This window comes from Flavonifractor sp., assembly GCF_019422385.1.
GTDB classification, from domain to species: Bacteria; Bacillota; Clostridia; order Oscillospirales; family Oscillospiraceae; genus Flavonifractor; species Flavonifractor avistercoris.
In genome coordinates this window covers 1-24,670 of sequence record NZ_JAHZDL010000028.1, presented here as the reverse complement: position 1 = coordinate 24,670, position 24,670 = coordinate 1, and the positions used below count along the sequence as shown (strand labels likewise).

Here is a 24,670-nt window from a genome sequence, read left to right as displayed (position 1 = left end):
GCACAGACTATATTTTCATTCTCAGCTGTGATGGCATTTCATGAGGCGTTGAAAATTTCATAGCGGATATATCAATCTGCTGCCCCATACTACGCAATATTCCGGAGAGGACAGATTGATATGAATAAAACGAGTGTAATCCCGTACAACGTATTGAGCAGCTTACCAAACATGGATCTGGCCTTCGGCGACACGGACAATCCGCTTTTGATCGGAAAGAGGGTTTGGTGCCTGTACCGTGTCTCCACGAATCAGCAGGTAGACCACGACGAAAAGAACGAGGCAGATATCCCCATGCAGCGGAAAGCCTGCCACCGTTTTGCAGAGAAAATGGGCTGGACAATCATCCACGAAGAGCAGGAGGAAGGTATCTCCGGTCATAAGGTTCGGGCTGAAAATCGTGATAAGCTACAGCTCATCAAAACAGCAGCCAAACAAAAAAAGTTTGACATCCTTCTTGTGTTCATGTTTGACCGCATCGGCCGCATCGCGGATGAGACCCCTTTTGTCGTGGAGTGGTTCGTGAAAAACGGTATCCAGGTATGGAGCGTCAAAGAGGGTGAGCAACGCTTTGACAGCCATACGGACAAACTCACCAACTATATCCGTTTTTGGCAGGCAGACGGCGAGAGTGAAAAGACCTCTATCCGCACGTCAACCCGCATGGGGCAAATTGTAGAGGACGGCTTTTATACAGGGGGTACCTGTCCCTACGGATACAAGCTGGTGCGCCAGGGCCGCGTAAACAAGAAGGGCCATGAACTGTTCGATCTGGTAATCGATGAGGACGAGGCCCCGCTAGTCCGTATGATCTTTGAAAAGTATGTGGAAGAAGGACGCGGTGCCCAAAGTATTGCCAATCTGCTGAACAGCCTGAATATCAAAAACCGTTCCGGGCACAACTGGCATCCATCCAGTATCCGGGGCATGATCAAAAATATAACCTACATCGGTATTTTGCGGAGCGGAGAAAGCCGGTCCAAGGTTCTCCCCCATTTGCAGATCATCGACCAGCAGATGTTCCAGGCAGCCCAGGAGATTACAAAGCAGCGGTCAAAAAGCTACGAGGGTATCCGCCATGTACCTATGAACATCAAGGGCCAGTCCCTCTTGGCAGGGAACGTGTTCTGCGGACATTGCGGTGCTCGGCTATCCCTCACCACAAACGGGAAGGGACGCCCCCGGAGTGATGGCACTGATCCCGTCCGGGTTCGGTATGTCTGCCAGACAAAGACCAGGAAGCATGAGCCGTGCGGCGGTCAAACCGGCTATACGCTGCATATTCTGGATGGCATGATAGAGGATATTATCCATGAGATTTTTCGTCGGGTGAATTGCCTGTCAAGGGCCGAGGTCTTGTCCGAAAGCTACGCCGCTAAACTCGGGGAGCAAAAGGCCATTGCCCGCAAAGCCCAGCGTGAATATCAGAAGGCCGAGAGTGACCTACAGGGGTTGAGAAATGAAATTGTAAAGGCGGTCAATGGAGAAAGCGCCTTCCCATTGGACTTGTTGAGCAATATCGTTCAGGAACTGGAGCAGAAATGTGCTCACCTCAAGGAGGCTTACCAAGCGGCCCAGTCTGAGTCAGAAAATGCCGAAAAAATCATGGATGAAATTCAGGGCACGTATAATCAGTTTATCAGCTGGGCCAGTATCTATGACACGGCCAGTATTCAGGTCAAAAAAATGATTGTGTGCCAGCTCATAGAACGAGTAGACGTATTCCGAGGATACGAACTGAAAATCAAGTTTTCGATCAGTGTTGAACAATTTCTACTGGGACTCAACATTTCAGCCTAGATTCCCCTATTTCAGCAATGCCAAGAGGTAAGCACATACGCTGTCCGGGAGAGCGCTTGAATGGCATTCAAGAGGTCAGCGGTTCGATCCCGCTTATCTCCACCAAAAGGAAGGACATCCGGAGGATGTCCTTCCTTTTTTCATATGCTTCAGGCCGGAGCGCCGGGTCAGCACCCGGGCGGCCCCGGTTTCCGCGCGGCCAGGATCAGCATCATGGGCCGGCGCAGCTCGTCGGCCATGCCGGGCACGTCCATCAGTCGGAGGTCGGGCCTGGGCTCCACCAGGGCCCTCAGCACAAAGCCCGCACTCAGCAGGGTCTGGACATAGGTGGTCAGGGTGCGGTGATACTTGATCACGTCGCAGCCCAGGAAGTGGGCCGTCCGGCGCCCCTCGGCGAAGTAGTGATCCACCGGCCAGTATAGGGGCGCGCCGTCGGGGCCCGTGACCCACTCCTGGGAGCCCTCGGCGGTAAACACCGGGTGCTCGCAGGAGAACACGAAGTCCCCGCCGGGGGTGAGCCAGTCGTAGATCCGCCCCACCAGGGGCTCCAGCTCCTCCACATAGTGGAGGGCCAGGGAGCTGAGCACCACCTCAAAGGAGGCGGGCGGGAAGTCCACGTCCTCCATGGCGGCGCGGACATAGTGGATGCTCTCGTCGTGGGTGTCGGCCTTGGCCTTTTCCAGCATCTTCTCCGACAGATCCACCCCGATCACCGCCGCCGCGCCGTGGTCGGAGGCATACCGGCAGTGCCAGCCGAAGCCGCAGCCCAGATCCAGCACCCGCTTGCCGGAGAAGCCGGGCAGCAGGCGCTCCAGCTCGTGCCACTCCCCGGCGGCGGACAGGCCCTGCACCGACCGGGGAAAGCGGACATACTGTTCAAAAAATGCCGGGTTATCGTAGTTGTTTTCCTTCATTGCATATGGATTCCTCTCTGAGCAGCGAATCAGCCCCGGTAGGGCCGGTACCCGCTCTGATTCCTGCGGCGGGAGCCATACCGGCGGCTCCGCCGGCGGAAGCCGAACCACCAGACCAGGAACACCGCCAGGGTGATGACCAGCACCACCAGCACTACCGCCAGAACGCCAAACAGGTTCAGGCTGCGCAGCAGGTTCAGGGGGTTCCAGGTGGGGTTGGCCGTCTTGCGCCCCTCGGGGGCGGCGTACCGCCCGTCCACCGTCCCCATGGACTGGAGATAGGAGGCCAGGGCGTACCACTCCTTTACCTCCGAGCCGTTGGGGTTGTGGATGATGTGCTCCTCAAAGTCGGTGATCACGTTGCCGTCGGCATCCTTGGGGGTGATGGTGAGAATCCCGTAGGACTGGGCATTGACGGTGCCCAGCATCTGGCCGGTGTACAGGCCGGTGACCACCCGGTAGAGCTTGTCGTCCTCAATGGGCACTGCAGAGCCGTCGGGCAGCACCTGGGCGCAGTCGTACACCTTGTTGAAGATCATCCGGCGGGGATTCCACGACCAGGTCATGCCCGCGCCGTAGATCTGGGCCTCGGACATGAGGGGGGACACGGAGGCGTCCACCTCAAAGGCGTCCTTCAGCTCCTTCCCCGTGATCCATACGGAGATCAGGGGATAGCCCGGCGTGCCGTCCGCCCCGGAGCCCAGGGAGGACACGTTGAAGACGTCGGAGGTGGTGATGTCCCCGGCCTGGAAGGAGCCGCGGATCACCCCGGCGGCCACCACCGCGAAGTCCACGGGCACATAGTCCGCCCCCTCCGCCTGCTGCACCGCGTAGACGTAGGAGTCGGCGATCAGATTGCCCAGGGTGTCCTCCCGCTGCTCCTCGCCCAGCTGTTCAATGGGCGTAAAGGAGAAGTCCGATACAGCCAGGACCTCGTCGAAGCCCACGCCGTAGTCGTCCAGATACTGCTCTTCCACCAGGGGCTGGAAGGTGTTTACCATCCGCACCATGGCCGGATCCTCCGCCACCGTCTCGTCCACGGGGATCAGGCGGTAGTCCAGGATCTCCTTGTCCCCGTTGGGGCTCCAGGAGATGGTGATGGAGCCCAGGTTGGCGGTATAGGCCCCGCCGGAGACGATCAGGGTGTCCCCCACCCGGATGGGCTCGGTAAGGGTGGTGTGGGTGTGGCCGGAGATGATCAGATCGATGCCGTCCACCTTCCTGGCCAGCTGGTAGTCCTCCCCCTTCCCCCTGCCGTCGGTGCCGCTGTGGGACAGGCAGATGATGAAATAGGGCTCGTTCCGGCCGGACAGCTCCTCCTCCAAAGCGGCCACGGTGCGCCTGGCTGCGTCGGCGATGGGCTCGAACTCCACCCCCGACATGGGGGCGTTGCTGTCCGCCACCTCCCCCATGAGGCCGAAGATGCCGTAGTTGACCCCGCCCCGCTCCAGGATCATATAGTCCCCGATGCCGTAGCGGTTCCAGGCTTCGGTAAGGCTGCCGCTCTCCGGGCGGATGCAGTTGGCCTGGACAATGGCGGGCAGGGGATCCCCGCTGTCCACGGCGGCGTTGAGCATGTCCGCCAGCCCCTCCGAGCGGTAGTCAAACTCGTGGTTGCCCAGGGTGGTCACGTCATATCCCATGGCGCCCAGGGCCCGCAGCTCCGGCGCCTCGGCGGCGTAGATGGTCTGGAACAGGCTGCCCATGGAGAAGTCCCCGCCGTCCAGCACCAGGGCGTCCGGGTGGGCCTCCCGCTCCTGCTGGATCAGGGTTGCCAGGCGGGTGTAGCCGCCGCTCTCCCCGCCGTCTGCGTCGGGCATGGGGAGGAAGTGGTCGTGGGTGTCGTGGGTAAACAGGATGGTGCTCTCGTAGGTGGGCGCGGCGGCGGAGGCCGGGGATATCAGCGCGCCGGCCAGCAGAATCAGCGCCAGGCCCAGTGCGGCCAGGCGGTTCCAACGCGGATGCGGCATGGTCTTCCCTCCTTCTCCCCTAGTTTGCCATACTTTCGAAAAAAAAGAAAGCCCCCCGGGGCAAAATCCGTCGAAATGCGAAAAAAAGAGGCCGGCGGCCATGCCGCCGGTCTCTTGGGGTATCTGAATCAGCGCTCCGCCATGGGGACATAGTCCGCGTGGGTGCCCACATATTTGTAGGCCGGGCGGATAATCTTGCCCATGTTGATGAGCTCCTCGATGCGGTGGGCGCTCCAGCCCGCCACGCGGGCCATGGCAAACAGGGGGGTGTACAGCTCCAGGGGCAAATCCAGCATGTGGTACACAAAGCCGGAGTAGAAGTCCACGTTGGCGGACACGCCCTTGTACATCTTCCGCTCGCCGGAGATGACCTCGGGGCCCAGCCGGGCCACCATGGAGTAGAGCTCGTACTCCTCGGTGCGGCCCTTCTCCCGGGACAGCTTCTCCACGAACTTCTTGAACAGGTTGGCGCGGGGGTCGGACAGGGAGTAGACCGCGTGGCCCATGCCGTAGATCAGCCCCGCCCTGTCAAAGGCCTTCTTGTCCAGCAGGGCCTGGAGGTAGCTGCGCACCTCGTCCTCGTCCTTCCAGTCCTTCACGTGCTCCTTCATGTCCTCGAACATGCGCACCACCTTGATGTTGGCGCCGCCGTGCTTGGGGCCCTTCAGAGAGGCCAGGGCCGCCGCCATGCAGGAGTAGGTGTCGGTGCCGGAGGAGGTGACCACGTGGGTGGTGAAGGTGGAGTTGTTGCCGCCGCCGTGCTCGGCATGGAGGGTCAGGCAGATGTCCAGCACGTGGGCCTCCCAGAAGGAATAGGAGGAGTCGGGCCGCAGCAGGGAGAGGATGTTCTCCGCCGTGGACAGCTCCGGCCGGGGGGCGTGGATGTACAGGCTGCTGCCGCTCTTATAGGTATAGGCCTGGTAGCCGTAGACGCTGAGCATGGGGAACAGGGAGATGAGCTGGACGCACTGCCGCATGACGTTGGGCAGGGAGATATCGTCGCACTGGTCGTCATAGGAGGCCAGGTTGAGCACGCTGCGGGCCAGGGAATTCATGATGTCGTGGCTGGGCGCCTTCAGGATGATATCCCGCACAAAGTTATTGGGCAGGGTGCGGTAATAGGCCAGCTGCTTCTGGAAGCTCTCCAGCTCCGCGGCGTTGGGCAGGCGGCCCAGCAGGAGCAGATAGGCCGTCTCCTCAAAGCCGAAGCGGCCCTCCTTCAGGGCCCCCTCCACCAGGCGCTCCACATTGATGCCCCGGTAATACAGCTCGCCCTCGCAGGGAACCTCCTTGCCGTCCACAATCTTCTTGGCCACAATGTCGGAGATCTCGGTCAGGCCCGCCAGGACGCCCTTGCCGTTGAGATCGCGCAGGCCGCGCTTCACGTCATACTTGACATAGTCGTCCGGATCAATGCTGCTGTGCTTCAGGGACTGAGCCGCCAGGGCCTCAATTTCAGGGGTGATGTCGCAATAGTTCGGGTTGCTCGCCATAGAAAACCTCCATTCTCTTCTTACGTATGCCGGGACGGCCGGCAGCCGCCCTTCCGCTTCCAATATGTGAAAATCAGTTTAACACAGAAATGTTACCAAATCATGAAGGCGGAAAAACTTTCCTCTGCCGGCTCAGAGCAGATCCTTGCGCTTGAGCACAATGGCGGCCAGCAAGATGATGCCGCCGGTGAGGGCCAGCGGGAACCAGAAGAACTGATCCAGAGGCAGTCCGGACACATTCATGCCGTAGAAGCCGAAGATGATGTTTGGAATGGCCAGCAGGATGGTGATGGAGCTGAGCACCTTCATGGTGACGTTCAGGTTGTTGGAGATCACCGACGCGAAGGCGTCCATCATGCCCGAGATGATGGAGGAGTAGATGTTGGCCATCTCAATGGCCTGGCGCACCTCGATGAGCACGTCCTCCAGCAGGTCGTGATCCTCCTCGTACAGGGTGATGATGCGGCCCCGGAGGATCTTCTCCAGGGTCACCTCATTGGCCTTCAGGGAGGTGTTGAAGTAGACCAGGGATTTCTCCAGATCCAGCAACTGGATGAGCTCCTTGTTCCGCTGGGACTTGTAGAGCTGCCGCTCCATGAAGTTGTAGATTTTGTCGATCTGCTTCAGGTACTGGAGGAAGCGCTTGGCTACCTGGAGGAGCATATAGAGGATGAAGCTGGTGCGCTTCTGGGTCTCGGCGTTGCGCACCAGGCCGTCCTGAAAGTCCCGGAGGATGCTGGACTCCTTCAGGCAGACGGTGATGATGTGCTTTTGGGTGACGATGATGCCCAGGGGCAGGGTGGAGTACTCCACCGCGTCGTCCTTCTCCACGGCGGGCACATCGATGATGATGAGGGTCTGCCCGTCCTCGGTGTCGATGCGGGAGGTCTCCTCCTCGTCCAGGGCGGCCCGCAGGAAGGAGGGCTCCACCCCCAGGGTCACCGCCACGGTGTTCAGCTCATCCTCGCTGGGATAGGTCAGGTTGACCCAGCAGCCGTCCTGAACGGAATCCAGGCGGGTCATCTTTCCGTTGATGGTCTTGTGGATAGAGAGCAACTGTATCACGCCTTTCTTGGCGCGGGAGGCCCAAATGGGCATAAAAATCCCCGCACGCTTTGTCTTTGCCGCCCGCGCCGGGGCTTCCCGGGCAGGCCAAACGGCGACACAGGCGTACGGGTGCACCGAGGGATCCGGTCATCCGAAGGGCCAATGCGCCGCGCTGGGTATGGGACATTCTCGACTCACAGGGTCACCGCTCACGGCGCATATCACTCCTTTTGTTTCTCTGTCTGATTCGGCTGACAGGAGCACAGCCGGCTCCTGTTCCAGCACTCCCTATTATAAGCCCGTCCCCGCCGGATTGCAAGCAAAACGTCCGCCGCGAAATTTTTTCGCCCTCCTGTCCCCGCGATTCCCGCCGGATCTCCGGGGATCATTTCGAAAATGATCCCCGGAGATCGGATCTTGACAGCGCGGCGGCGCTTTGCTATACTCTTCGGTAAGGACGGTGAAACCATGAGCAAAGAAATCGGCATTATCGACGCGGATCTGCTGGACAACGGAACCCGCCACCCAAACCTGGCCCTGATGAAGATCAGCGGCTATCAGAAGGAGCTGGGAAACAACGTCACCCTGCTGGAGGACTACTTCGCCATTCCCAGATACGACGAGGTCTACCTCTCCCGGGTGTTTGACTTTACCAAGGTGCCCATTGATCCCAAGGACTATCCCAACCTGCACATCGGCGGCACCGGCTATTTCTGGATGGACGCCGAGGATCTCCCCCACGAGATCGAGCACCATATGCCCGACTACCACCTGTATGACGAGTACGTGGGCAAGCAGATCGCCCGGGGCATCAAGGCCCAGACCTACAGCGACTACATGGACTACAGCATCGGCTTCACCACCCGGGGCTGCTTCCGCAAGTGCCCCTTCTGCGTCAACCAGAAGTACGACCACGTGTTCCGCCACTCGCCCGTCAAGGAGTTCTTTGACCCCTCCCGGAAGCACATCTATCTGTGGGACGACCAGTTCTTCGGCTTCCCCAGGTGGCAGGAGGTCATCGACGAGCTGGAGGAGACCGGCCGCCGGTTCCAGTTCCGCCAGGGGCTGGACGTGCGCCTGATGACGGAGGAGAAGTCCCGCCGCCTGGCCAGGGTGAAGTACCACGGGGACTACATCTTCGCCTTCGACCACATCAGCGACACCCCGCAGGTCAGGAAGGGCCTGGAGATCTGGCGGCGGTACTCGGACAAGTCCACCAAGCTCTATGTCCTCTCCGGGTTTGAGTCCCAGGGGGCGGAGGAGATCGCCTCCATCTTCGAGCGCATCCGCATCCTGATGGAATACCAGTGCCTGCCCTACATCATGCGCCATGAGTACTACAACCAGTCCCCCTACAAGGGGATGTTCATCACCCTGGCCCGGTGGTGCAACCAGCCCAACTTTCTCAAGAAGAAGAGCTTCCGGCAGTTCTGTGAGGCCAACGGCCTGCACAGCTCCGCCTACCGCTACATGTCCCAGTTCGAGCACGACCATCCCGACATTGCAAGGAAATACTTCGACATCCGCTTCGACCGCCGGGGCGGGCAGTAAACATGCGGGCAGGAGCTATCCTGCCCGCACCTTTTTATGGCCGTAGGAAGTGGAAATAATTCATCCCTAGCTCAATATAGACTCTCTGCTTGAGCAGCAGGTGCCTGTCCTCCACCATACCGTCCTGAAAGCCCACCTCGATGCCGCAGCCGGAAGAGATCAGCTTGGCCTTCATGTCGTCCCGGATGTACTTGCCGGAAAAGACGATGATGGAGGGGATGGGCGCCGCGATGCAGTCGTCCAGGGCGTAGCTCAGCTTCTCAAAGGCCGAACCGCTGGTCTCCTGCAGCTTGGCCTCGATGGCCATGGAGCGGCAGTTGACCGGGTTCATGACCACCACGTCCAGCTTTCTCGGCGTGCCGATGAACCGCCAGCCGATGTACTTCTCCTCCGCCACCTCCAGCCCGTCCCCCCAGCTGCGGATATACTCCGCCAGGGCGTGCCGGAAGCGATTTCCATTGTTGGGCATGTCAGTCCTCCTCTCCAAAGCCGCAGGCGGCCAGCATGTGCTTTATCGCCGGAACATAGCGCTTGGCGGAGCTGGGCTTGTAGCCGTATGCCCTGCACAGATAGTCCAGCAGCGCCTGCCCCGATGGCCTCCCCTCCGGGTCCAGCTCCATGACCTCGGAGAACCAGGGCAGCAGCAGCACCCGCCGCCGGAGGAGCTTCCGCCGCTCCTCCGGGCCGCCCTCCATATAGCGTATTCCCAGGGGCGTCAGCGCGGGGAGCGGCTCTCCCTCCATGCGGCCCGCCTGGGCCAGCCCCAGCAGCTGCAGGTTTTTCAGCACCCCGTACAGCTTGCGGTTCCGGTCGCTCTGCTTCACCGCCCGGCTGCCCAGCACCTGGGCCAGCCGGGTCTTGGTGGCGGACGCCGGCGCGCTGCGGTGCCCGTAGAGAAAGCGGAGCGTCTTTTCCATGGCCTCCGGGGTATAGTGCTGTGGGATCCCGGTATCGCGCTCCTCCCGCTCCCCGGCGGGCACGGAAGGGCCGCTCACCCGCGGGACGGCATAGCTGTGCCGCCGCTCCCCGGCGGTCGGATGCGCCGACGCCCGGAGCACCTGGTCCTGGAACTCCGGATCCAGATATTCGCCCACCCGCGCGGACAGGGGCAGGGCGGCGGCGTACACGCTGTCGAAATAGGACAGGAAGTCCGCAACCACCGTCGGGTCGTCGGTGGCAATACCGCCCTCCACGTTGCCCTCGGTTCCCGTCCGCTCAAACCCCCGGCTGGTGCAGTTACCGCTGGTGATCAGCATCTGCTTCCCGTCCACCAGATAGGCTTTCATGTGCAGATTGTCCAGCAGGCGCACCTCCACCCGGCCGCCGCACTGCCGCTCCATGCGCCTGAGCAGCTCCACCGCCGCCAGATCGGACGCACCCTGAAGGAAGTCCCGCTTCAGCCCCCGGAAGAGCACCTTGAGCTCCATCTCCGGCCGCAGCTCCGGGAATCCAACGAACTCCAGCACCCGCTCCAGCGTGCCGCCGCGGAGGAAGGGAGAGCAGAGCAGCAGGCTCCGCTGGGGCGGGTGCCGCAGAAACCAGCGCGCGAACATGGGCGAGGCGATAAACTCTGTCATATTCCTTCTCCCCCTCCTGTTTTCCGTCCGGATATTCCCATCATAGCGCATCCCTCCTCCCCGGTCAAGCCCGGATATCCGGCGCCCCGCCCTGTCCATCTTCCCCCGCATTCCGCCTGAAATTTTTGGCGAAAACGGCAATGCCCGTCTCTTGCGCATGTCCTATCACCATAGTATAATACTAAAAGTTAGGTTGATAAAACTTGCTTTAGGTGGATGAACATATGACGAGGACAGAGACGGAACAGACGAGGAAAACCCTGGAGGACGTGGCCCCCGGCCAGCGGGGGATCATTCTCCAGGTGGGCAATGAGAACGGGCCGGTGAAGCGCCGGCTGGTGGACATGGGCCTCACCCCCGGCACGGAGGTGACGGTGCGCAAGGTGGCCCCCTTCGGCGACCCGCTGGAGCTGAACCTGCGGGGGTACGAGCTCTCCCTGCGCAAGGCGGACGCCGCCCAGATCCAGGTGGCCACCGGCGAGGAGGGGGAGCGGCGGGCCAAGACCCGGAAGCAGCGCATCGGCATGGTGCAGCACATTCCCGACGAGGAGACCCTCCGCCGGATGGACGCCGACCACGCCCACGAGGCCGCCGAGCACGGCGGCGTGCCCGACTACGCCAGCCACGACACCCGGGAGATGAAGCTGGCCCTGGTGGGCAATCCCAACTGCGGCAAGACCACTCTCTTCAACGCCCTGACGGGCTCCAACCAGTACGTGGGCAACTGGCCCGGCGTGACGGTGGAGAAGAAGGAGGGCCGGGCCGAGGTGGACGGCAAGCCGGTGACGGTGGTGGATCTGCCGGGCATCTACTCCCTCTCCCCCTACTCCATGGAGGAGATCGTGGCCCGGGACTTCATCGTGGGGGAGCGCCCCGACGCCATCATCGACATCATCGACGCCACCAACATTGAGCGCAACCTGTACCTGACCGCCCAGCTGCTGGAGCTGGAGCGGCCCATGGTCATCGCCCTCAACTTCATGGACGAGGTGGAGAAGCACGGGGACAAGATCGATGTGGAGCGGCTCTCCCGCGCCCTGGGCGTGCCGGTGATCCCCATCACCGCCCGGTCGGGCAGAAACGTCCAGGAGCTGCTGGAGGAGGCCCACCGGCAGATGCACGTAGGCGTCACCGTGGAGCCCGACGATCTGTACGACGACTTCACCCACCAGATCCACCACAAGGTGGGCGAGCTGATCCACGACAAGGCCTACGCCGCCGGTATCCCCGCCCACTGGGCCTCCATCAAGCTCATCGAGGGGGATTCCCTGGTGAAAAAGGCCCTGGGCCTGTCCAAAGACGAGGAGGACAGGCTGGAGGCCATCTGCCGGGAGTATGAGGGGGCCTACGACCTGGGCGACCGGGAGACCCTGATCGCCGACGCCCGGTACCAGTTCATCCAGGAGGTGGTGTCCCAGTGCGTGCGCCGGGGCCGCCCCCTGGGCGCGCCCACCCTGTCCGACCGGATCGACGCCATCGTCACCCACAAGTTCCTGGCCATTCCGGTATTCCTGCTGATGATGCTGGCCATGTTTGCCCTCACCTTCGGGCCGGGGCAGGCCCTCTCCGACGGGGTGGACGTGCTCATCAGCGGCTACTTCGCCGGGGCCGTCCGCTCGGTTCTGGCCGCCGCGGGCACCGCCCCCTGGGTGGAGGCCCTGCTGGTGGACGGCGTGATCGCCGGCGTGGGCGGCGTACTCACCTTCCTGCCCCAGATCGCCATCCTGTTCCTGTTCCTCTCCTTCCTGGAGGATTCCGGCTACATGGCCCGGGCGGCCTTCATCATGGACCGGCTGCTGCGACGCTTCGGCCTGTCCGGCAAGGCTTTCATCCCCATGCTCATGGGCTTCGGCTGCACCGTCCCCGCTGTCATGGGCGCCCGCACCATGGAGAACGAGAAGGACCGGCGCATGACCATCATGCTGGTCCCCTTCATGTCCTGCTCCGCCCGGCTGCCGGTGTACGGCCTGCTCACCGCCGCCTTCTTCCCCAAATACGGCGGGCTGGTGGTGTTCTCCCTCTACCTGCTGGGCCTGATCTTCGCCATCGTCTCGGGCATCCTGCTGAAAAAGCTGGTGTTCAAGGGGGAGCCCGCCGCCTTCGTGCTGGAGCTGCCCCCCTACCGCCTGCCCACCCTGAAGAACATCGCCCTCCACGTATGGGAGAAGGTGAAGGGCTTCCTGGTGAAGGCGGGCACCCTGATCCTGGCCATGAGCGTGCTGCTCTGGTTCCTCCAGTCCTTCGGCTTTGAGGGCGGCGCCTTCGGCATGGTATCCCAGGAGGAGTTCTCCCTTCTGGGTACCATCGGCACCTTCCTCTCCCCCGTCTTCGCCCCCCTGGGCTTCGGCACCTGGCAGGCGGCGGTGGCCCTCCTGTCCGGCCTGATCGCCAAGGAGATGGTGGTGTCCTCCATGAGCATGTTCTACGGCTTCTCCATGACCGCCAGCGGCACCGCCATCGCCGCCGCCCTGGGCGGCACCTTCCAGAGCCCCTTGGCCGCCTACTCCTTCCTGGTGTTCGTCCTGCTCTACGTGCCCTGTGTGGCGGCGGTGTCCACCATCCACAAGGAGATGAACTCCACCAGGTGGACGCTGGCCTCTATCGGCTGGCAGCTGTGTGCCGCCTGGCTGGGCTCCTTCCTGGTGTACCAGATCGGCTCCCTTGTTTTGCGGGTGATTTGATGCTAAAATATCTGATATACATAGGCGTGGCGGCCCTCATCGTGTGGGCGGTGTGCTACCTTATCTACCGCTTCCATCAGCAGCTCAAGGGCAAGCGGGGCTGCGACTGCGGCGGGTGCCCTTCCTGCCCCCACACCGGCTGCCGCCACCGGAAATCGTAGATACCCGTCGGGCGCACACACAGGTGCGCCCCTACGGGAGATGTTCCGATCCATGCCGTAGGGGCCGACCTGTGTGTCGGCCCGGTGCGGGCAGATCTGCACCCTATCACCACTGCAAAGGAGGCCTTCTCATGGACGACAAGCAGAAGCAGCTCCAGGACTGGATCAGCGAGAGCCGCCACATCGTATTCTTCGGTGGGGCCGGCGTCAGCACGGAATCCGGCATCCCCGACTTCCGCAGCGTGGACGGGCTGTACAACCAGCAGTACCAGTACCCGCCGGAGACCATCCTGAGCCACACCTTTTTCGAGAAAAATCCGGAGGAGTTCTACCGCTTCTACCGCAACAAGATGCTCTTTCCCGACGCCCAGCCCAACGCCGCCCATTTGAAGCTGGCGGAGCTGGAGGCGGCGGGGAAGCTGGACGCGGTGGTGACCCAGAACATCGACGGCCTCCACCAGGCGGCGGGGAGCAAAACCGTGTACGAGCTCCACGGCTCCGTCCACCGGAACTACTGCATGAAGTGCCGCCAGTTCTACGGCCTGGACTTCATGATGGAGACCGCGGGCGTGCCCCGGTGCCCGGTGTGCGGCGGGGTGGTGAAGCCCGACGTGGTGCTCTACGAGGAGGCCCTGGATCAGGAGACCATGGAGGCCGCGGTGCTGGCCATCGCCCGGGCGGACATGCTGATCATCGGCGGCACCTCCCTGGCGGTGTACCCGGCGGCGGGACTGATCCACTATTACCGGGGCAGTAAGCTGACCCTCATCAACAAGAGCCCCACCCCCTACGACCGGGAGGCCGACCTGGTGCTCAACCAGCCCATCGGCCAGGTGCTGGGGGCCATCCCGGTATAAAACAATATTATTTTATTGACATTCAATATCTTCCGTAGTATGATATCCCCAAAGGGAGGGATGTCTCATGGAGAAAACCGCCGTACAGAAGCTGGCCGGGGTGCTGAAAATCCTGGTCACCATCACGTTCGTGTGTAATCTATTCGTCCTGGTCATGGTGCCCGGGCTGGTGCATATTAGCGTCCGCCAGGGCCTTGCGGAGTGGTGGCAGTATGACGCGGACGACACCCTCCACATGCTGCTGTTCGGCGGGTGGGGGCAGTGGGGACAAAACGGGGTCTATGCCGATGTGCTGGCCGCCTTCCTGCTGTTCTGCGGGGTGTGCACGGCGGTGATCCTGTGGCAGGGCCGCCGGGTGCTGGGCACCATTCTGGCGGGCAACCCCTTCCAGCGGGAGAACGGCGTCAGCCTCCGCCGGGCGGGGATGTGCTGCTTCGCCATCTCCGCCGCCGCCCTGGTCCGGGTGGTGTGGGGGCTGTTCTACTATCAGTCCATCGCCTCCCTGCTCACCTACAACGCCCTGTTTGTGCCCATCTTTCTGCTGGGCGGCCTGCTCTGCCTGGTGGTGTCCGCCCTGTTCCGCCAGGCGGCGGAGCTGAAAGCGGAAAACGACCTGACCATTTAGGGGGTGCGGTATGCCCATTGTCGTCAATCTGGATGTGATGATGGCCAAGCGAAAGATGAGCCTCAACGAGCTGTCCGCTAAGGTGGGCGTCACCCTGGCCAACCTGTCCATCCTGAAAAACAACCACGCCAAGGCGGTGCGCTTCACCACCCTGGAGGCCATCTGCAGGGCCCTGGACTGCCAGCCCGGGGATCTGCTGGAGTATGTGCCGGAACAAGAAGAATCAACATCCTGAGAGCGGCCTTTGGCCGCTCTTTTCTGTCAGAGCGGTTCACAAAGACAGCCGGGCCTGTTATACTGGGTGAAAGAGGAAAAACGGAGCAAAGGAGGCACTTCCATGGACAGAGTTTTTTCCTGCCGCACACTGTGGTCCGCCGCGGTGCTGGCCGTCGGTGCGTCGGTACTGTTGGCGGCCTGCACCTTCGCCGGCACCCCGGAGGCAGAGACCCCGGTGGACCCGACCGGGACTTCCACCCCTTCCCCCGCTGTGGAGATCCGAGATCCGCTCCCCTGGGAGGAGGACCCCACCCTGCTCTTTTCCATCCGGCAGGTGAGCTGGTGGCCCGGCGGCTGGCTGGACGACGATGAGCGGCGATATACCTTCATCCTGGCCCAGCCGGAGGGGCAGGAGGATGTGTGGCAGGTGATCGGCTGGCAGGACGAGACCGGCACGCTTTACCCGGCGGAGGGCAATCCGCCCCAGGCCGACCCTCTCCAGGCCGCCATGGACTATGCCGCCGCATATCTGGAAGGCAGCCGGGACGAGGAGGACTTCTACCTCCAGGGCACCTGGACGGCCAGCAAGGAACAGAGCATCCCCCACACGGATGACATCACGATAGAGACCGCTTCCGTGGCAGACAACGCCGTCACGGTACTTCTCACCGCCAACCGGCCCGGGGAGTGGACTTATGGACTGCCGTTCACCCTGGAGCGGGAAATCGGCGGGACATGGTATCACGTGCCGCCGGTATGCGGCAACTATGAGTTTCCACTGGCGGCGTGTCTCCTCCCCACAGGCGTCCCCACGGAGATGGACTATGGTTTGGAGTGGATCTACGGAACCCTCCCGCCGGGGCACTACCGGCTGCTCCCCGACGTCGGCTGTGAGAATGCGGAGGGAACCGATACCGATTATCTCCTGGCCGCCGAGTTTGATATCCCTTAGCGCCACACAGCCTGTCTATCAGAAAATAAATATCGAAATTCAATAAAAATAAATTGACAAACAATCCCTCCTGTGCTATCCTCAGAGACAGACAGGAGGGATTGTGTCATGCTATATCCTGTAAAGCTCATTGCTTCCATCGCCCTGGCGCTGCTGCTCCTGCTGGGCGGCTTCGGGCGGGAAAGCGAGGCGGACTATGTGGCCCGGAGCCTGGATATCGACCTGCCGGAACCGCTGTCCGTCACGTATGGGGACAGCCACGGAGGCTTCCACGGGGACGGCCTGCTCCACATCGAACTGACCTTTGATTTGGAGGACAGGGCGGCGGTGGAGGAGGAGGTCTCCAGCCACCCCAGCGGGTACTGGAATCCCTTCCCCATGGATGAACTCATGGAGGAGGTGGTCTACGGCAACTGCGCCGATGAGGTGGACTGGCCCATTCCGGAAAACGGCTGGTGGTACCTGCTGGATCGTCAGGAGGACGGAGAGGGCGGCATGCTCACCCGTGCCTCCTTTCACTACACCTTCGCGGTCTACGACAGTGACACCGGCATCCTGTACTATCAGGAGCTGGACACCTGACGGGAGAAAGGAGCGTTTTCATGGATCTGCTGACCACATTGGGGCCCCTGCTTCTGGGACTGCTGGCCTGGGGGCTGGGGCTGGCGGCCCTGGCGGGCCGCCGGAGGGGCCTGTGTCCCCTCAGCCTGGGCTGCTGCGCCGCCGCCCTGTTTCTGGTGATCCTCCACTGCGGCGTCCAGCTCCGGGAGGGGGACTTTGCCGCCATCGAGGACACCTGGGACGCCTTCACCCTCTGCGCCGCCTTCCTGCTGGCGGGCACCCTGGCCCTCGCCGGGGCGGCCTGGCTCCGGGGGCACCGCAAAGGCTAAGTCCCCGGCGGCTCCGTCAGGGCCTGGGTGATATACTGCTCCCCGTAGAGCATGTCGTAGACGATATTCTTCCAGTCCGCCACCAGGGCGGCGCAGTCCTCCGTGGGCTCGTGCCAGGGGGTGCCGTCGGCGGTCACAAAGAGCCGCTCCCGGTAGAGCAGCATCTGGTCCATGGCCCGGTCCACCCACTGGAAATACAGGGGCTTGGGCACGCCCGCCCAGCCCAGCAGCTGGGTGCCCAGCAGGGTGCAGCTGGTCTCGGCGCCCAGCTCCAGCTCCGCCCCATAGTTGTTCCACACCAAAATATCGGTGGCGTGCATCCGTTTGAGCTCCTCCGGCGCCCACTGGCTGGTGTCCGACGTGGAGGAATAGCCCAGGCTGGTGTAGAGGGTGCCGCCGGCGTCCAGGGACAGGCCGGGCAGGTGGTCCCCCACAAACACCAGGATGGTGGGCTCCTCCACCCGGGAGAAGTAGTCCACCAGCTTCTCCAGGGCGGCGTCCGCGTCCCACAGGCCGTGGAGCAGGGCGTCCAGCACCCCCTGCTCCTCCTCCGTCAGCCCCTCCGCCGCGGCAGACACCGGGGCGGACGTGTCGAACTTGCCGGCGTAGTAGGGCTGGTGGTTCTCCATGCTCAGACCGTAGAGGAACAGGGGCCCGTCCCCCTTGGCCTCAAACTGGGCGATCAGCTGATCGGCCAGGGTATCATCGGAGACATAGCCGCCGGCATAGGTCTTGTCCACGGTGAAATCCTCCTGATAGACCAGCTGGTCAAAGCCCATCCGTGGAATGTTCATATCCCGGTCGTAGAGGATGTCGCCGTAGGAGTGGACGAAGAAGGTCTCATACCCCGCGTCCCCGAAGGCACGGGCCAGGGAGGGCACCCGGCTGTAGGCCGTGGGATCCTGGAGGCTGGTGAGGGACTCCCCCGCCCCCAGGAAGGCGGAGGGGATGCCGGTGAAGAGCTCCATCTCCACGTTGCCGGTGCCCCCGGCGTAGGTGTTGGAGAGGAAAGCGCCGGTGGGGAACTCCTCCGCCAGGGCGTGGAAGTTGGGAATGGGGTCGGCGTCAAACTCCACCCCAGGCAGGCGGGTGGGGTCAAAGAAGCTCTCCGACACCAGGAGAATCACGTTGGGCTCGGCCTCCGGCTCCCCGGTCTCCTCCGCGTCCGCCTTGAGCTGGAGCAGAATGCGGTTCATGCCGTCCTCGCTGTAGGCGTCGGGCTCGGCCATGGTGTTCTCCCGGGCGGCGCTGTACAGCCCGGCCAGCAGGCCCAGCCGGTCATTGCGCATGGCCTGGCTCTCCCCCTCCTCCCCGGCCAGCAGGGCGGCGGACGCCGGGGAGAGCAGGGCCCACGCCAGCAGTACCGCCAGCACGGCCAGGGCGGACAGCCGCCGGGCCCACGGCATGGGCCGGGCCGGATGAGACCAGGCAAAGGCCGCCAGGTACAGGAGCACCATCCCCCCAATGGCCCCCCAGGTGCCCGCGCCCAGGTTCATGCCGGGGCGGAGGAAGCCGGCCACCTGGCCGGCCTGGCCCGCCATGGCCAGGTCGCTGACCAGCAGGGGGATGCCGTTGACCGCCTGCTTCAGGTGGCTGGCAATGGCCAGGAGCAGGCAGGGCAGGGTGGTGAGCAGCTGGGCGCACAGCAGGCTGTCGGTGAGGGTGGCCAGCAGCAGCTGGGCCAGCAGGAGCACCAGATAGGTGTACCCCGCCGCCTGGATGTGGCTTCCCATCCACGCCCAGGCCGCCGCCCCGTCCTGGAGCGTAACCAGCTGACACAGGTACACCCCCGCCAGGGGCAGCAGCACCATCAGCAGCGCCCGCCCCCGGGGGTCGGTGCGCCGGTACCAGCTCTGCCCCTCTCCGCCGCCCTCCAGCCGCTCCATGTGGCCTCTCCTCCTTTCGCTTGATCTTTTATTTTAGCAAAAACACGGGTCCGCCGCAAGGGCGGACCCGTGCTTTATTTGGTTTGGAAGGCATACCCGGGAGGCAGGGGCATCAGGGAAGAACCTTGCGCCAGTCCATGCGCACCCCTCCTTCTCATTCCGGCTCAGCCGAAATACACGTCCGCGCTTCCCATGCTGTTGGCAATCTTCAGCTGGTTGGGGCCGCCCTCCCGGCGGACGGAGCCGTACTGGGTGGAGCCGTCCAGATACAGATCACCCATGGTGACGTCCAGATCCAGACTGTAGGTGTCCAGGGACTGCCAGGTGGTGAGGTCCAGATCCCCCATGGACAGGGTGATATCCGTATTCCCCTGGAAATCCCCGTCCAGATACACGTCCCCCATGTCGTTTTTCACGGTGAGGGAGTCGGTTGTTGTGAGGGAGTACCCCGTCAGATCGCCCATGGACAGGGTGATATCGGCATCTGATGCCATCACGCTGTCCAGAGACACGTTCCCCAGGTCTGTGGACACGGTGAGGCTGTTTGCCGTGAAGCCCCCCAGCTCCACCTGCCCCATGGCGGTATGGATGTCCACGGCGTCCAGGGACGCATCTTCGGGGATTCCGATGGTCACGGCGGCCTCGTCGCCGGAGGTGAAGAATTCCATGGCACTCAGGGCCGTGCCGGTGATGCGCAGGGTGTCCCCGTCCATCTCATAGTCCAGCAGGGCGGCGTGCTCGCCGCTGAAGGAGAGGTCGTACTCCCCCGTGGGCATCACAGATACGTTGCCCATATCGAGCTCCACCTCAATCCTGGAAAAGGCCGGCACCTGAACCCAGCTCTCCGTGGCCGTCCCTTCGTCTGCCGCGACCTCCACATGAACCATAGGCGTCTCGGCCGCCACGGCGGAGCCGCCGCCGAAGGGCATGTTCAGATGGGTCTGGGCCCCCAGGGCGAAGCCCGTCAGGGCCAGCAGGCCGCCGGACATGGCCAGGAACGCCCCGGCCCCCAGGCACACTTTTGCAGGCAGGTTCATACCCGCGCCTCCCTTCTCATCAGCCAACGGTTCAGGGCCCCGGCCATGGCCCGGAAGCACAGGCCGCCCAGGGCGAAGCTGCCCGCGATCATCAGCAGGCCCACGCCGCTGGACAGCATGCCCATGCCGCAGAAGAACATCATGGTGGCCATGCCCGCGCTGAACAGCACCGAGAAGCCCGACCAGGCGGTGACAATGCCCACACCGATGGCCACCACGCCGCCGATGGCCACGCCGGCCACCACGCAGACCACCACAAAAGCCAGGGCCAGCACCACAATCACCGCCGCAATGATCAGCGGGATGGCGATGGGGGCGGCGCAGATGGCCAGCAGCACCTTCCACAGGGAGCTGTGCCCGCTCCCCCGGGTCGGGGGCGTCCGCTCCGCCGGAGTCTCCCGCACCCGGTTGGCCCCCAGGATGCGGCCCACCAGCTCCGCCGGGGTGCCCAGCTCCTGCACCACCCGGGCCTCCCCCGCCGGGCCCGCCTCGTCAAAGTACTCGGTATAATAGGCCACAATCCGCTCCAGCTCATCCGGGGGTGTCCGCCCGGTGAGCAGGGCCCGCAGCTGGGCCAGGTACTCGTCACGTGTCATACGCGCTCCGTCCTCTCCTTGAGTCTGGAGCCATTGTACCACGCTTTTCTGAAAGGGCAAACTGAAAGAAGATTAAAATTCCATAAAAATGGCCGCTGCCACCGCCGCCGCGGCCATGGTTTTATGCATTTTTACCTAAAATCATATATATTTTATGGGTTATCGGCCGTCCGGAGGCCGCGCATGCCTGCGCCGACAGTTCCTTCCGACTACGGAACATCCTGGTTTTTGCCACTTTGGGGTTGTAAAAAATCAGATTTTGATATATTATGTACGGTGCGAAATTTTGTTAAAGGTATCAGGTGACTTGCATGAGCCTTCGTATCGGTATTGACATCGGCTCCACCACCGTCAAGGTGGTGGTGCTGGACGAACAGAACAAGCTGCTGTTCCGCTCCTATGAGCGGCACTACTCCAAGGCCCGGGAGCGGGCGGCGGAGACCCTGCGCTCCATCCGTGACAAGCTGACCGGGCAGCAGGTCCGCATCGTGATCACCGGCTCCGCCGGCCTGGGCGTGGCCAAGGCGGCGGACATCGACTTTGTGCAGGAGGTGTACGCCACCGCCGCCGCCGTCAACCAGTACATACCCGACACCGACGCGGTGATCGAGCTGGGCGGCGAGGACGCCAAGATCATCTTCTTCGGCGGCGCCCTGGAGGAGCGGATGAACGGCTCCTGCGCCGGCGGCACCGGCGCCTTCATCGACCAGATGGCCACCCTCATGAACGTGAGCGTGGACGAGCTGGACGAGCTGAGCCTGAAGCACGAGAAGATCTATCCCATCGCCTCCCGCTGCGGCGTGTTCGCCAAGAGTGACATCCAGCCCATCCTCAACCAGGGCGGCCGCAAGGAGGATGTGGCGGCCTCCATCTTCCAGGCGGTGGTGGATCAGACCGTGGCCGGCCTCACCCAGGGCCGGGAGCTGAAGGGCAAGATCGTGTTCCTGGGCGGCCCCCTCCACTTCCTGAAGGGCCTGCGCCAGCGGTTTGTGGAGAGCCTCCAGCTGGACGAGGCCCACGCCATCTTCCCGGAGGACGGCGACTGCTTCGCCGGCATCGGCGCGGCCCTGTGCTCCTCCGACTACGCCGAGCGCCCCTTCGACGAGGTGCTGGAGCGGCTGGAGCAGAGCGTGGACAGCGTGGGCCTGGTGGACACCATGCCCCCCCTGTTTGACAGCCAGGCGGAGTACGATTCCTTCCTGGCCCGGCACAACGCCATGCATCCCCCCGAGGTGGACATTCACACCTACACCGGCGACGCCTGGCTGGGCATCGACGCCGGCTCCACCACCACCAAGATGGCCCTGATTACCGCCGACGGCGGGCTGCTCTACACCTACTACCACTCCAACCAGGGCAACCCGGTGGCCATTGTGCTGGAGCAGCTGAAGGAGATCTACTCCCTGTGCGGCGGCCGGATTACCATCAAGGGCGCCGCCGTCACCGGCTACGGCGAGGATCTGATCAAGAACGCCTTCTCCTGCGACGCCGGCCTGGTGGAGACGGTGGCCCACTACAGCGCCGCCCGCCACTTCAACCCCGACGTGGACTTCATCATCGACATCGGCGGCCAGGACATGAAGTGCTTCAAGATCCGCAACGGCGCGGTGGACTCCATCATGCTCAACGAGGCCTGCTCCTCCGGCTGCGGCTCCTTCATCGAGACCTTTGCCAAGGCCCTGGGCTACAGCATCGCAGACTTCGCCAAGCTGGGCCTGCTGGCCAAGCACCCGGTGAACCTGGGCTCCCGCTGCACCGTGTTCATGAACTCCAGCGTGAAGCAGGCCCAGAAGGACGGCGCCAGCGTGGAGGACATCTCCGCCGGCCTGTCCATCTCCATCGTGAAAAACGCGGTGTACAAGGTCATCCGGGCGGCCAACGCCGACGATCTGGGCCAGCACATCGTGGTGCAGGGCGGCACCTTCCACAACGACGCGGTGCTCCGGGCCTTTGAGCAGGAGCTGGGCCGGGAGGTCACCCGCCCCACCATCTCCGGCATCATGGGCGCCTTCGGCGCGGCCCTGTACGCCCGGGACCTCCACCTGGACAAGAGCACCCTCCTGGACGCCAAGGCCCTGGAGGCCTTCACCCACACCGCCAAGCCCGCCACCTGCAACCTGTGCACCAACCACTGCTCCCTCACCGTCAACACCTTCGACGGCGGGCGGCGCTTCATCTCGGGCAACCGCTGCTCCCGCCCCCTGGGCAAGGAGAAGGTGGAGAACCCCGACCTGATGCATTACAAATATAAAAAGCTCCGTGCCCTCCAGGGCAAGGGGAACGGAAACGGCGTCCGGGGCCGCATGGGCATCCCCTTCGGGCTGAACATGTACGAGAACCTGCCCTTCTGGTTCGAGTTCTTCACCCGCCTCAACTTCGAGGTGGTGCTCTCCCCCGAGTCCTCCCGCAAGCTGTACCTGAAAGGCCAGCACACCATCCCGTCGGACACGGTGTGCTACCCCGCCAAGCTGCTCCACGGCCATGTGGAGGCCCTGGTGGAGGAGGGTGTGGACGCCATCTGGTACCCCTGCATGTCCTACAACAACGACGAGGGCATCGGCGACAACCACTACAACTGCCCGGTGGTGGCCTACTACCCCGAGCTGCTGGCCGCCAACGTGCCCATGCTTAAGCAGACCAAGTTCCTCAACCCCTATGTGGGGCTGTGGCGGCACAAGGACTTTACCAAGCGCATCGCCCAGCTCATGGAGGAGCACTTCTCCATCCCCAAGCGGGAGACCGAGGCGGCGGCCAAGGCGGCCTATGAGGCCTACGACGCCTACGTCCACGACGTGCGGGAGACCGGGAAGCAGTACATCGACTACGCCCGGGCCCACAACATGCCCATCATCGTGGCCTGCGGCCGGCCCTACCACATCGATCCGGAGATCAACCACGGCATCAACGATCTGATCACCTCCTTCGGCTTCGTGCTGGTCACGGAGGACGCCCTGAGCTATCTGGAGGGCTACGCCCCCCGGAAGGTGCTCAACCAGTGGACCTTCCAGAGCCGGATGTACAACGCCGCCCGGTATGTGTGCACCCAGCCCGACATGCAGGTGGTGCAGCTGGTCTCCTTCGGCTGCGGCACCGACGCCATCACCACCGACGAGATGCGGGACATCCTGGAGGAGGGCGGCAAGCTGTACACCCAGCTGAAGATCGACGACATCAGCAACCTGGGCGCGGTGAAGATCCGCGTCCGCTCCCTCATGGCCGCCATGGATGCCCGCAAGGCCCAGCAGGCCGCCAACGGCTGATCGATATGACACGACAGGAACTGGACGCCGTCATCGACGGGCAGCTAGCCGCCGACCTGGGCCTGGAGCCGGACGTGTGGGACGCCCCCGGCCGGGTCACCGTGGCCCCCTGGCGGGAGGATTCCCGCCGGCGGCGCTACCGGGCGGGGCACCCCTTCTTCCTGGGGCACATCCGCCGGGGTGCGGCGGCCTTCGCCGTCCACGAATGCCTGCTCCCCTGGGCCCGGGAGCACCTGACTAAGCTGGAGCCGGAGTGGTGCCTGGACTACGCCTGCCTGAAGCAGATGGACGACGCCCTGCGCCCCTGGGGCTGGACGGTCAACAACGCCCACCCCTTCTTCGCCCCCGATATGACCTGCCCCCCGGCCAGCGCGGAATTTCCCGCGGCCTGGTATGAACAGGCGGAGCTGGAGCGGTTTCGGGGGGACGGCCGGTGGACGGACGCCCTGGCCTTCCAGCCCGACTTTCCGGACATGCTGGCGGTGGCCGCCCTGGACGAAGGGGGACAGCCCGTCGGCATGGCGGGGGCCAGCCGGGACGGGGAGCGGCTGTGGCAGATCGGCGTCAATGTGCTGCCGCCCCACCGTGGGCAGGGTCTGGCCGCCGGGCTCACCGCCCTGCTGAAGGACGAGCTGCTCCGCCGGGGGATCGTTCCCTTCTACGGCACCGCCCAGAGCCATATCTTCTCTCTGAACACCGCCCGGAACGCCGGCTTCCGCCCCGCCTGGGCGGAGGTATGGGCCAGGCCCCTGTAAGCGGCGTTTCGCCCGTTTCCCTGTACTTCCAACGAAAGGATCCAATTTCTATGGCAGAACTGGTATACGACAAAACCGGCCGCCTTCTCTTCACCAAGGAGATGAAGGAGGAGTACACCATCCTCTTCCCCACCATGCTGCCGGTTCACTTCGGGCTCATGGCCCGGATTCTGGAGACCGAGGGCTTTAAGGTGGAGATGCTTACCACCAACCACCGGGGCATCGTGGACGAGGGCCTCAAGTACGTCCACAACGACACCTGCTACCCCGCCCTGCTGGTGATCGGTCAGCTCATCGACGCCATCAAGAGCGGTAAGTACGACCTGCACAAGGTGGCCCTGATGATCACCCAGACCGGCGGCGGGTGCCGGGCCTCCAACTACATCCACCTGCTGCGCAAGG

At 63.2% G+C, this 24,670-nt stretch carries 21 protein-coding genes and 1 pseudogene; 13 read left to right on the top strand and 9 right to left on the bottom strand.

From position 1 onward, the window contains the following. Positions 1-171: 171 nt before the first annotated feature. Complete coding sequence (locus QZ378_RS05645; protein ID WP_291257598.1) at positions 172-1,800, top strand: recombinase family protein; 1,629 nt, start codon at positions 172-174, stop codon at positions 1,798-1,800. Between the two features lie 167 nt (positions 1,801-1,967). On the opposite strand, the gene QZ378_RS05640 is transcribed toward QZ378_RS05645, so the two are convergent. From QZ378_RS05640 to QZ378_RS05625, 4 genes are all read right to left on the bottom strand, one after another. After that, a complete protein-coding gene (locus QZ378_RS05640; RefSeq protein ID WP_291257597.1) occupies positions 1,968-2,714 on the bottom strand; it encodes a class I SAM-dependent methyltransferase in 747 nt (248 codons plus the stop codon). 29 nt (positions 2,715-2,743) lie between these two features. Continuing rightward, positions 2,744-4,684 carry a bifunctional UDP-sugar hydrolase/5'-nucleotidase gene (locus QZ378_RS05635; RefSeq protein WP_291257596.1) on the bottom strand — a complete coding sequence of 647 codons (1,941 nt, stop codon included), beginning with the start codon at positions 4,682-4,684 and terminating at the stop codon, positions 2,744-2,746. A 128-nt stretch (positions 4,685-4,812) separates the two neighbouring features. Further along, entirely contained in the window at positions 4,813-6,177 is a 1,365-nt protein-coding gene (locus QZ378_RS05630; protein ID WP_291257595.1) for a citrate/2-methylcitrate synthase, read from the bottom strand. A gap of 132 nt (positions 6,178-6,309) precedes the next feature. After that, positions 6,310-7,233, bottom strand: a complete 924-nt coding sequence (locus tag QZ378_RS05625; RefSeq protein ID WP_242967181.1) for a magnesium transporter CorA family protein — start codon at positions 7,231-7,233, stop codon at positions 6,310-6,312. Between the two features lie 459 nt (positions 7,234-7,692). Between QZ378_RS05625 and QZ378_RS05620 the strand changes: the two genes are divergently transcribed. Then, positions 7,693-8,775 carry a hypothetical protein gene (locus tag QZ378_RS05620; protein WP_291257594.1) on the top strand — a complete coding sequence of 361 codons (1,083 nt, stop codon included), beginning with the start codon at positions 7,693-7,695 and terminating at the stop codon, positions 8,773-8,775. Positions 8,776-8,809: 34 nt separating this feature from the next. On the opposite strand, the gene QZ378_RS05615 is transcribed toward QZ378_RS05620, so the two are convergent. Both QZ378_RS05615 and QZ378_RS05610 read right to left on the bottom strand, forming a co-directional pair. Further along, positions 8,810-9,244 (bottom strand): PD-(D/E)XK nuclease superfamily protein, encoded by a 435-nt coding sequence (locus QZ378_RS05615; RefSeq protein ID WP_087241222.1) that lies wholly within the window; start codon positions 9,242-9,244, stop codon positions 8,810-8,812. A 1-nt stretch (position 9,245) separates the two neighbouring features. Beyond that, the gene (locus QZ378_RS05610) at positions 9,246-10,352 is read right to left on the bottom strand and encodes a phospholipase D-like domain-containing protein (protein ID WP_291257593.1); all 1,107 of its coding nucleotides are present in this window, start codon (positions 10,350-10,352) and stop codon (positions 9,246-9,248) included. Between the two features lie 224 nt (positions 10,353-10,576). Between QZ378_RS05610 and feoB the strand changes: the two genes are divergently transcribed. From feoB to QZ378_RS05570, 8 genes are all read left to right on the top strand, one after another. After that, positions 10,577-13,033, top strand: a complete 2,457-nt coding sequence (gene feoB, locus QZ378_RS05605; protein ID WP_291257592.1) for a ferrous iron transport protein B — start codon at positions 10,577-10,579, stop codon at positions 13,031-13,033. Then, positions 13,033-13,194 (top strand): FeoB-associated Cys-rich membrane protein, encoded by a 162-nt coding sequence (locus tag QZ378_RS05600; protein ID WP_191379875.1) that lies wholly within the window; start codon positions 13,033-13,035, stop codon positions 13,192-13,194. Before feoB ends, QZ378_RS05600 begins: the two co-directional genes overlap by 1 nt. Positions 13,195-13,325: 131 nt before the next feature. Then, positions 13,326-14,051 (top strand): NAD-dependent protein deacylase, encoded by a 726-nt coding sequence (locus QZ378_RS05595; RefSeq protein ID WP_291257591.1) that lies wholly within the window; start codon positions 13,326-13,328, stop codon positions 14,049-14,051. Positions 14,052-14,118: 67 nt separating this feature from the next. Beyond that, the gene (locus QZ378_RS05590; protein WP_291257590.1) at positions 14,119-14,676 is read left to right on the top strand and encodes a DUF2975 domain-containing protein; all 558 of its coding nucleotides are present in this window, start codon (positions 14,119-14,121) and stop codon (positions 14,674-14,676) included. Between the two features lie 10 nt (positions 14,677-14,686). Next, complete coding sequence (locus QZ378_RS05585; RefSeq protein ID WP_191379872.1) at positions 14,687-14,911, top strand: helix-turn-helix transcriptional regulator; 225 nt, start codon at positions 14,687-14,689, stop codon at positions 14,909-14,911. A 102-nt stretch (positions 14,912-15,013) separates the two neighbouring features. Beyond that, the gene (locus tag QZ378_RS05580) at positions 15,014-15,844 is read left to right on the top strand and encodes an immunoglobulin-like domain-containing protein (protein ID WP_291257589.1); all 831 of its coding nucleotides are present in this window, start codon (positions 15,014-15,016) and stop codon (positions 15,842-15,844) included. Between the two features lie 108 nt (positions 15,845-15,952). Then, on the top strand, positions 15,953-16,426 hold the full coding sequence (locus QZ378_RS05575; protein WP_291257588.1) for a hypothetical protein: 474 nt from the start codon (positions 15,953-15,955) through the stop codon (positions 16,424-16,426). A gap of 20 nt (positions 16,427-16,446) precedes the next feature. Next, positions 16,447-16,734 carry a hypothetical protein gene (locus tag QZ378_RS05570; protein WP_291257587.1) on the top strand — a complete coding sequence of 96 codons (288 nt, stop codon included), beginning with the start codon at positions 16,447-16,449 and terminating at the stop codon, positions 16,732-16,734. Here the strand turns inward: QZ378_RS05570 and QZ378_RS05565 are convergent. From QZ378_RS05565 to QZ378_RS05555, 3 genes are all read right to left on the bottom strand, one after another. Next, positions 16,731-18,620: an LTA synthase family protein gene (locus tag QZ378_RS05565; protein WP_291257586.1), complete on the bottom strand. Its 1,890-nt coding sequence runs from the start codon at positions 18,618-18,620 to the stop codon at positions 16,731-16,733. The two genes, QZ378_RS05570 and QZ378_RS05565, sit on opposite strands and share 4 nt — an antisense overlap. Positions 18,621-18,784: 164 nt before the next feature. Continuing rightward, on the bottom strand, positions 18,785-19,657 hold the full coding sequence (locus tag QZ378_RS05560; protein WP_291257585.1) for a DUF4097 family beta strand repeat-containing protein: 873 nt from the start codon (positions 19,655-19,657) through the stop codon (positions 18,785-18,787). Further along, positions 19,654-20,253, bottom strand: coding sequence for a DUF1700 domain-containing protein (locus tag QZ378_RS05555; RefSeq protein WP_191379867.1), 600 nt, complete (start codon positions 20,251-20,253; stop codon positions 19,654-19,656). The genes QZ378_RS05560 and QZ378_RS05555 overlap by 4 nt, the downstream gene beginning before the upstream one ends. 311 nt (positions 20,254-20,564) lie before the next feature. Here QZ378_RS05555 and QZ378_RS05550 point away from each other — a divergent pair, with 311 nt between their 5' ends. From QZ378_RS05550 to QZ378_RS05540, 3 genes and pseudogenes are all read left to right on the top strand, one after another. Then, complete coding sequence (locus QZ378_RS05550) at positions 20,565-23,513, top strand: acyl-CoA dehydratase activase (RefSeq protein WP_291257584.1); 2,949 nt, start codon at positions 20,565-20,567, stop codon at positions 23,511-23,513. A 5-nt stretch (positions 23,514-23,518) separates the two neighbouring features. After that, positions 23,519-24,268 carry a GNAT family N-acetyltransferase gene (locus QZ378_RS05545; RefSeq protein WP_291257583.1) on the top strand — a complete coding sequence of 250 codons (750 nt, stop codon included), beginning with the start codon at positions 23,519-23,521 and terminating at the stop codon, positions 24,266-24,268. 50 nt (positions 24,269-24,318) lie between these two features. Beyond that, positions 24,319-24,670 (top strand): annotated as a pseudogene (locus QZ378_RS05540) (2-hydroxyacyl-CoA dehydratase); the annotation flags it as partial.

Coding starts and splice junctions, on each gene's coding strand:
- QZ378_RS05585 (WP_191379872.1), top strand. CDS start 14,687: ATGCCCATTGTCGTCAATCTGGATGTGATGATGGCCAAGCGAAAGATG.
- QZ378_RS05600 (WP_191379875.1), top strand. CDS start 13,033: ATGCTAAAATATCTGATATACATAGGCGTGGCGGCCCTCATCGTGTGG.
- QZ378_RS05545 (WP_291257583.1), top strand. CDS start 23,519: ATGACACGACAGGAACTGGACGCCGTCATCGACGGGCAGCTAGCCGCC.
- QZ378_RS05610 (WP_291257593.1), bottom strand. CDS start 10,352: ATGACAGAGTTTATCGCCTCGCCCATGTTCGCGCGCTGGTTTCTGCGG.
- QZ378_RS05635 (WP_291257596.1), bottom strand. CDS start 4,684: ATGCCGCATCCGCGTTGGAACCGCCTGGCCGCACTGGGCCTGGCGCTG.
- QZ378_RS05640 (WP_291257597.1), bottom strand. CDS start 2,714: ATGAAGGAAAACAACTACGATAACCCGGCATTTTTTGAACAGTATGTC.
- QZ378_RS05565 (WP_291257586.1), bottom strand. CDS start 18,620: ATGGAGCGGCTGGAGGGCGGCGGAGAGGGGCAGAGCTGGTACCGGCGC.
- feoB (WP_291257592.1), top strand. CDS start 10,577: ATGACGAGGACAGAGACGGAACAGACGAGGAAAACCCTGGAGGACGTG.
- QZ378_RS05580 (WP_291257589.1), top strand. CDS start 15,014: ATGGACAGAGTTTTTTCCTGCCGCACACTGTGGTCCGCCGCGGTGCTG.
- QZ378_RS05560 (WP_291257585.1), bottom strand. CDS start 19,657: ATGAACCTGCCTGCAAAAGTGTGCCTGGGGGCCGGGGCGTTCCTGGCC.
- QZ378_RS05645 (WP_291257598.1), top strand. CDS start 172: ATGGATCTGGCCTTCGGCGACACGGACAATCCGCTTTTGATCGGAAAG.
- QZ378_RS05615 (WP_087241222.1), bottom strand. CDS start 9,244: ATGCCCAACAATGGAAATCGCTTCCGGCACGCCCTGGCGGAGTATATC.
- QZ378_RS05630 (WP_291257595.1), bottom strand. CDS start 6,177: ATGGCGAGCAACCCGAACTATTGCGACATCACCCCTGAAATTGAGGCC.
- QZ378_RS05555 (WP_191379867.1), bottom strand. CDS start 20,253: ATGACACGTGACGAGTACCTGGCCCAGCTGCGGGCCCTGCTCACCGGG.
- QZ378_RS05575 (WP_291257588.1), top strand. CDS start 15,953: ATGCTATATCCTGTAAAGCTCATTGCTTCCATCGCCCTGGCGCTGCTG.
- QZ378_RS05570 (WP_291257587.1), top strand. CDS start 16,447: ATGGATCTGCTGACCACATTGGGGCCCCTGCTTCTGGGACTGCTGGCC.
- QZ378_RS05590 (WP_291257590.1), top strand. CDS start 14,119: ATGGAGAAAACCGCCGTACAGAAGCTGGCCGGGGTGCTGAAAATCCTG.
- QZ378_RS05620 (WP_291257594.1), top strand. CDS start 7,693: ATGAGCAAAGAAATCGGCATTATCGACGCGGATCTGCTGGACAACGGA.
- QZ378_RS05550 (WP_291257584.1), top strand. CDS start 20,565: ATGAGCCTTCGTATCGGTATTGACATCGGCTCCACCACCGTCAAGGTG.
- QZ378_RS05595 (WP_291257591.1), top strand. CDS start 13,326: ATGGACGACAAGCAGAAGCAGCTCCAGGACTGGATCAGCGAGAGCCGC.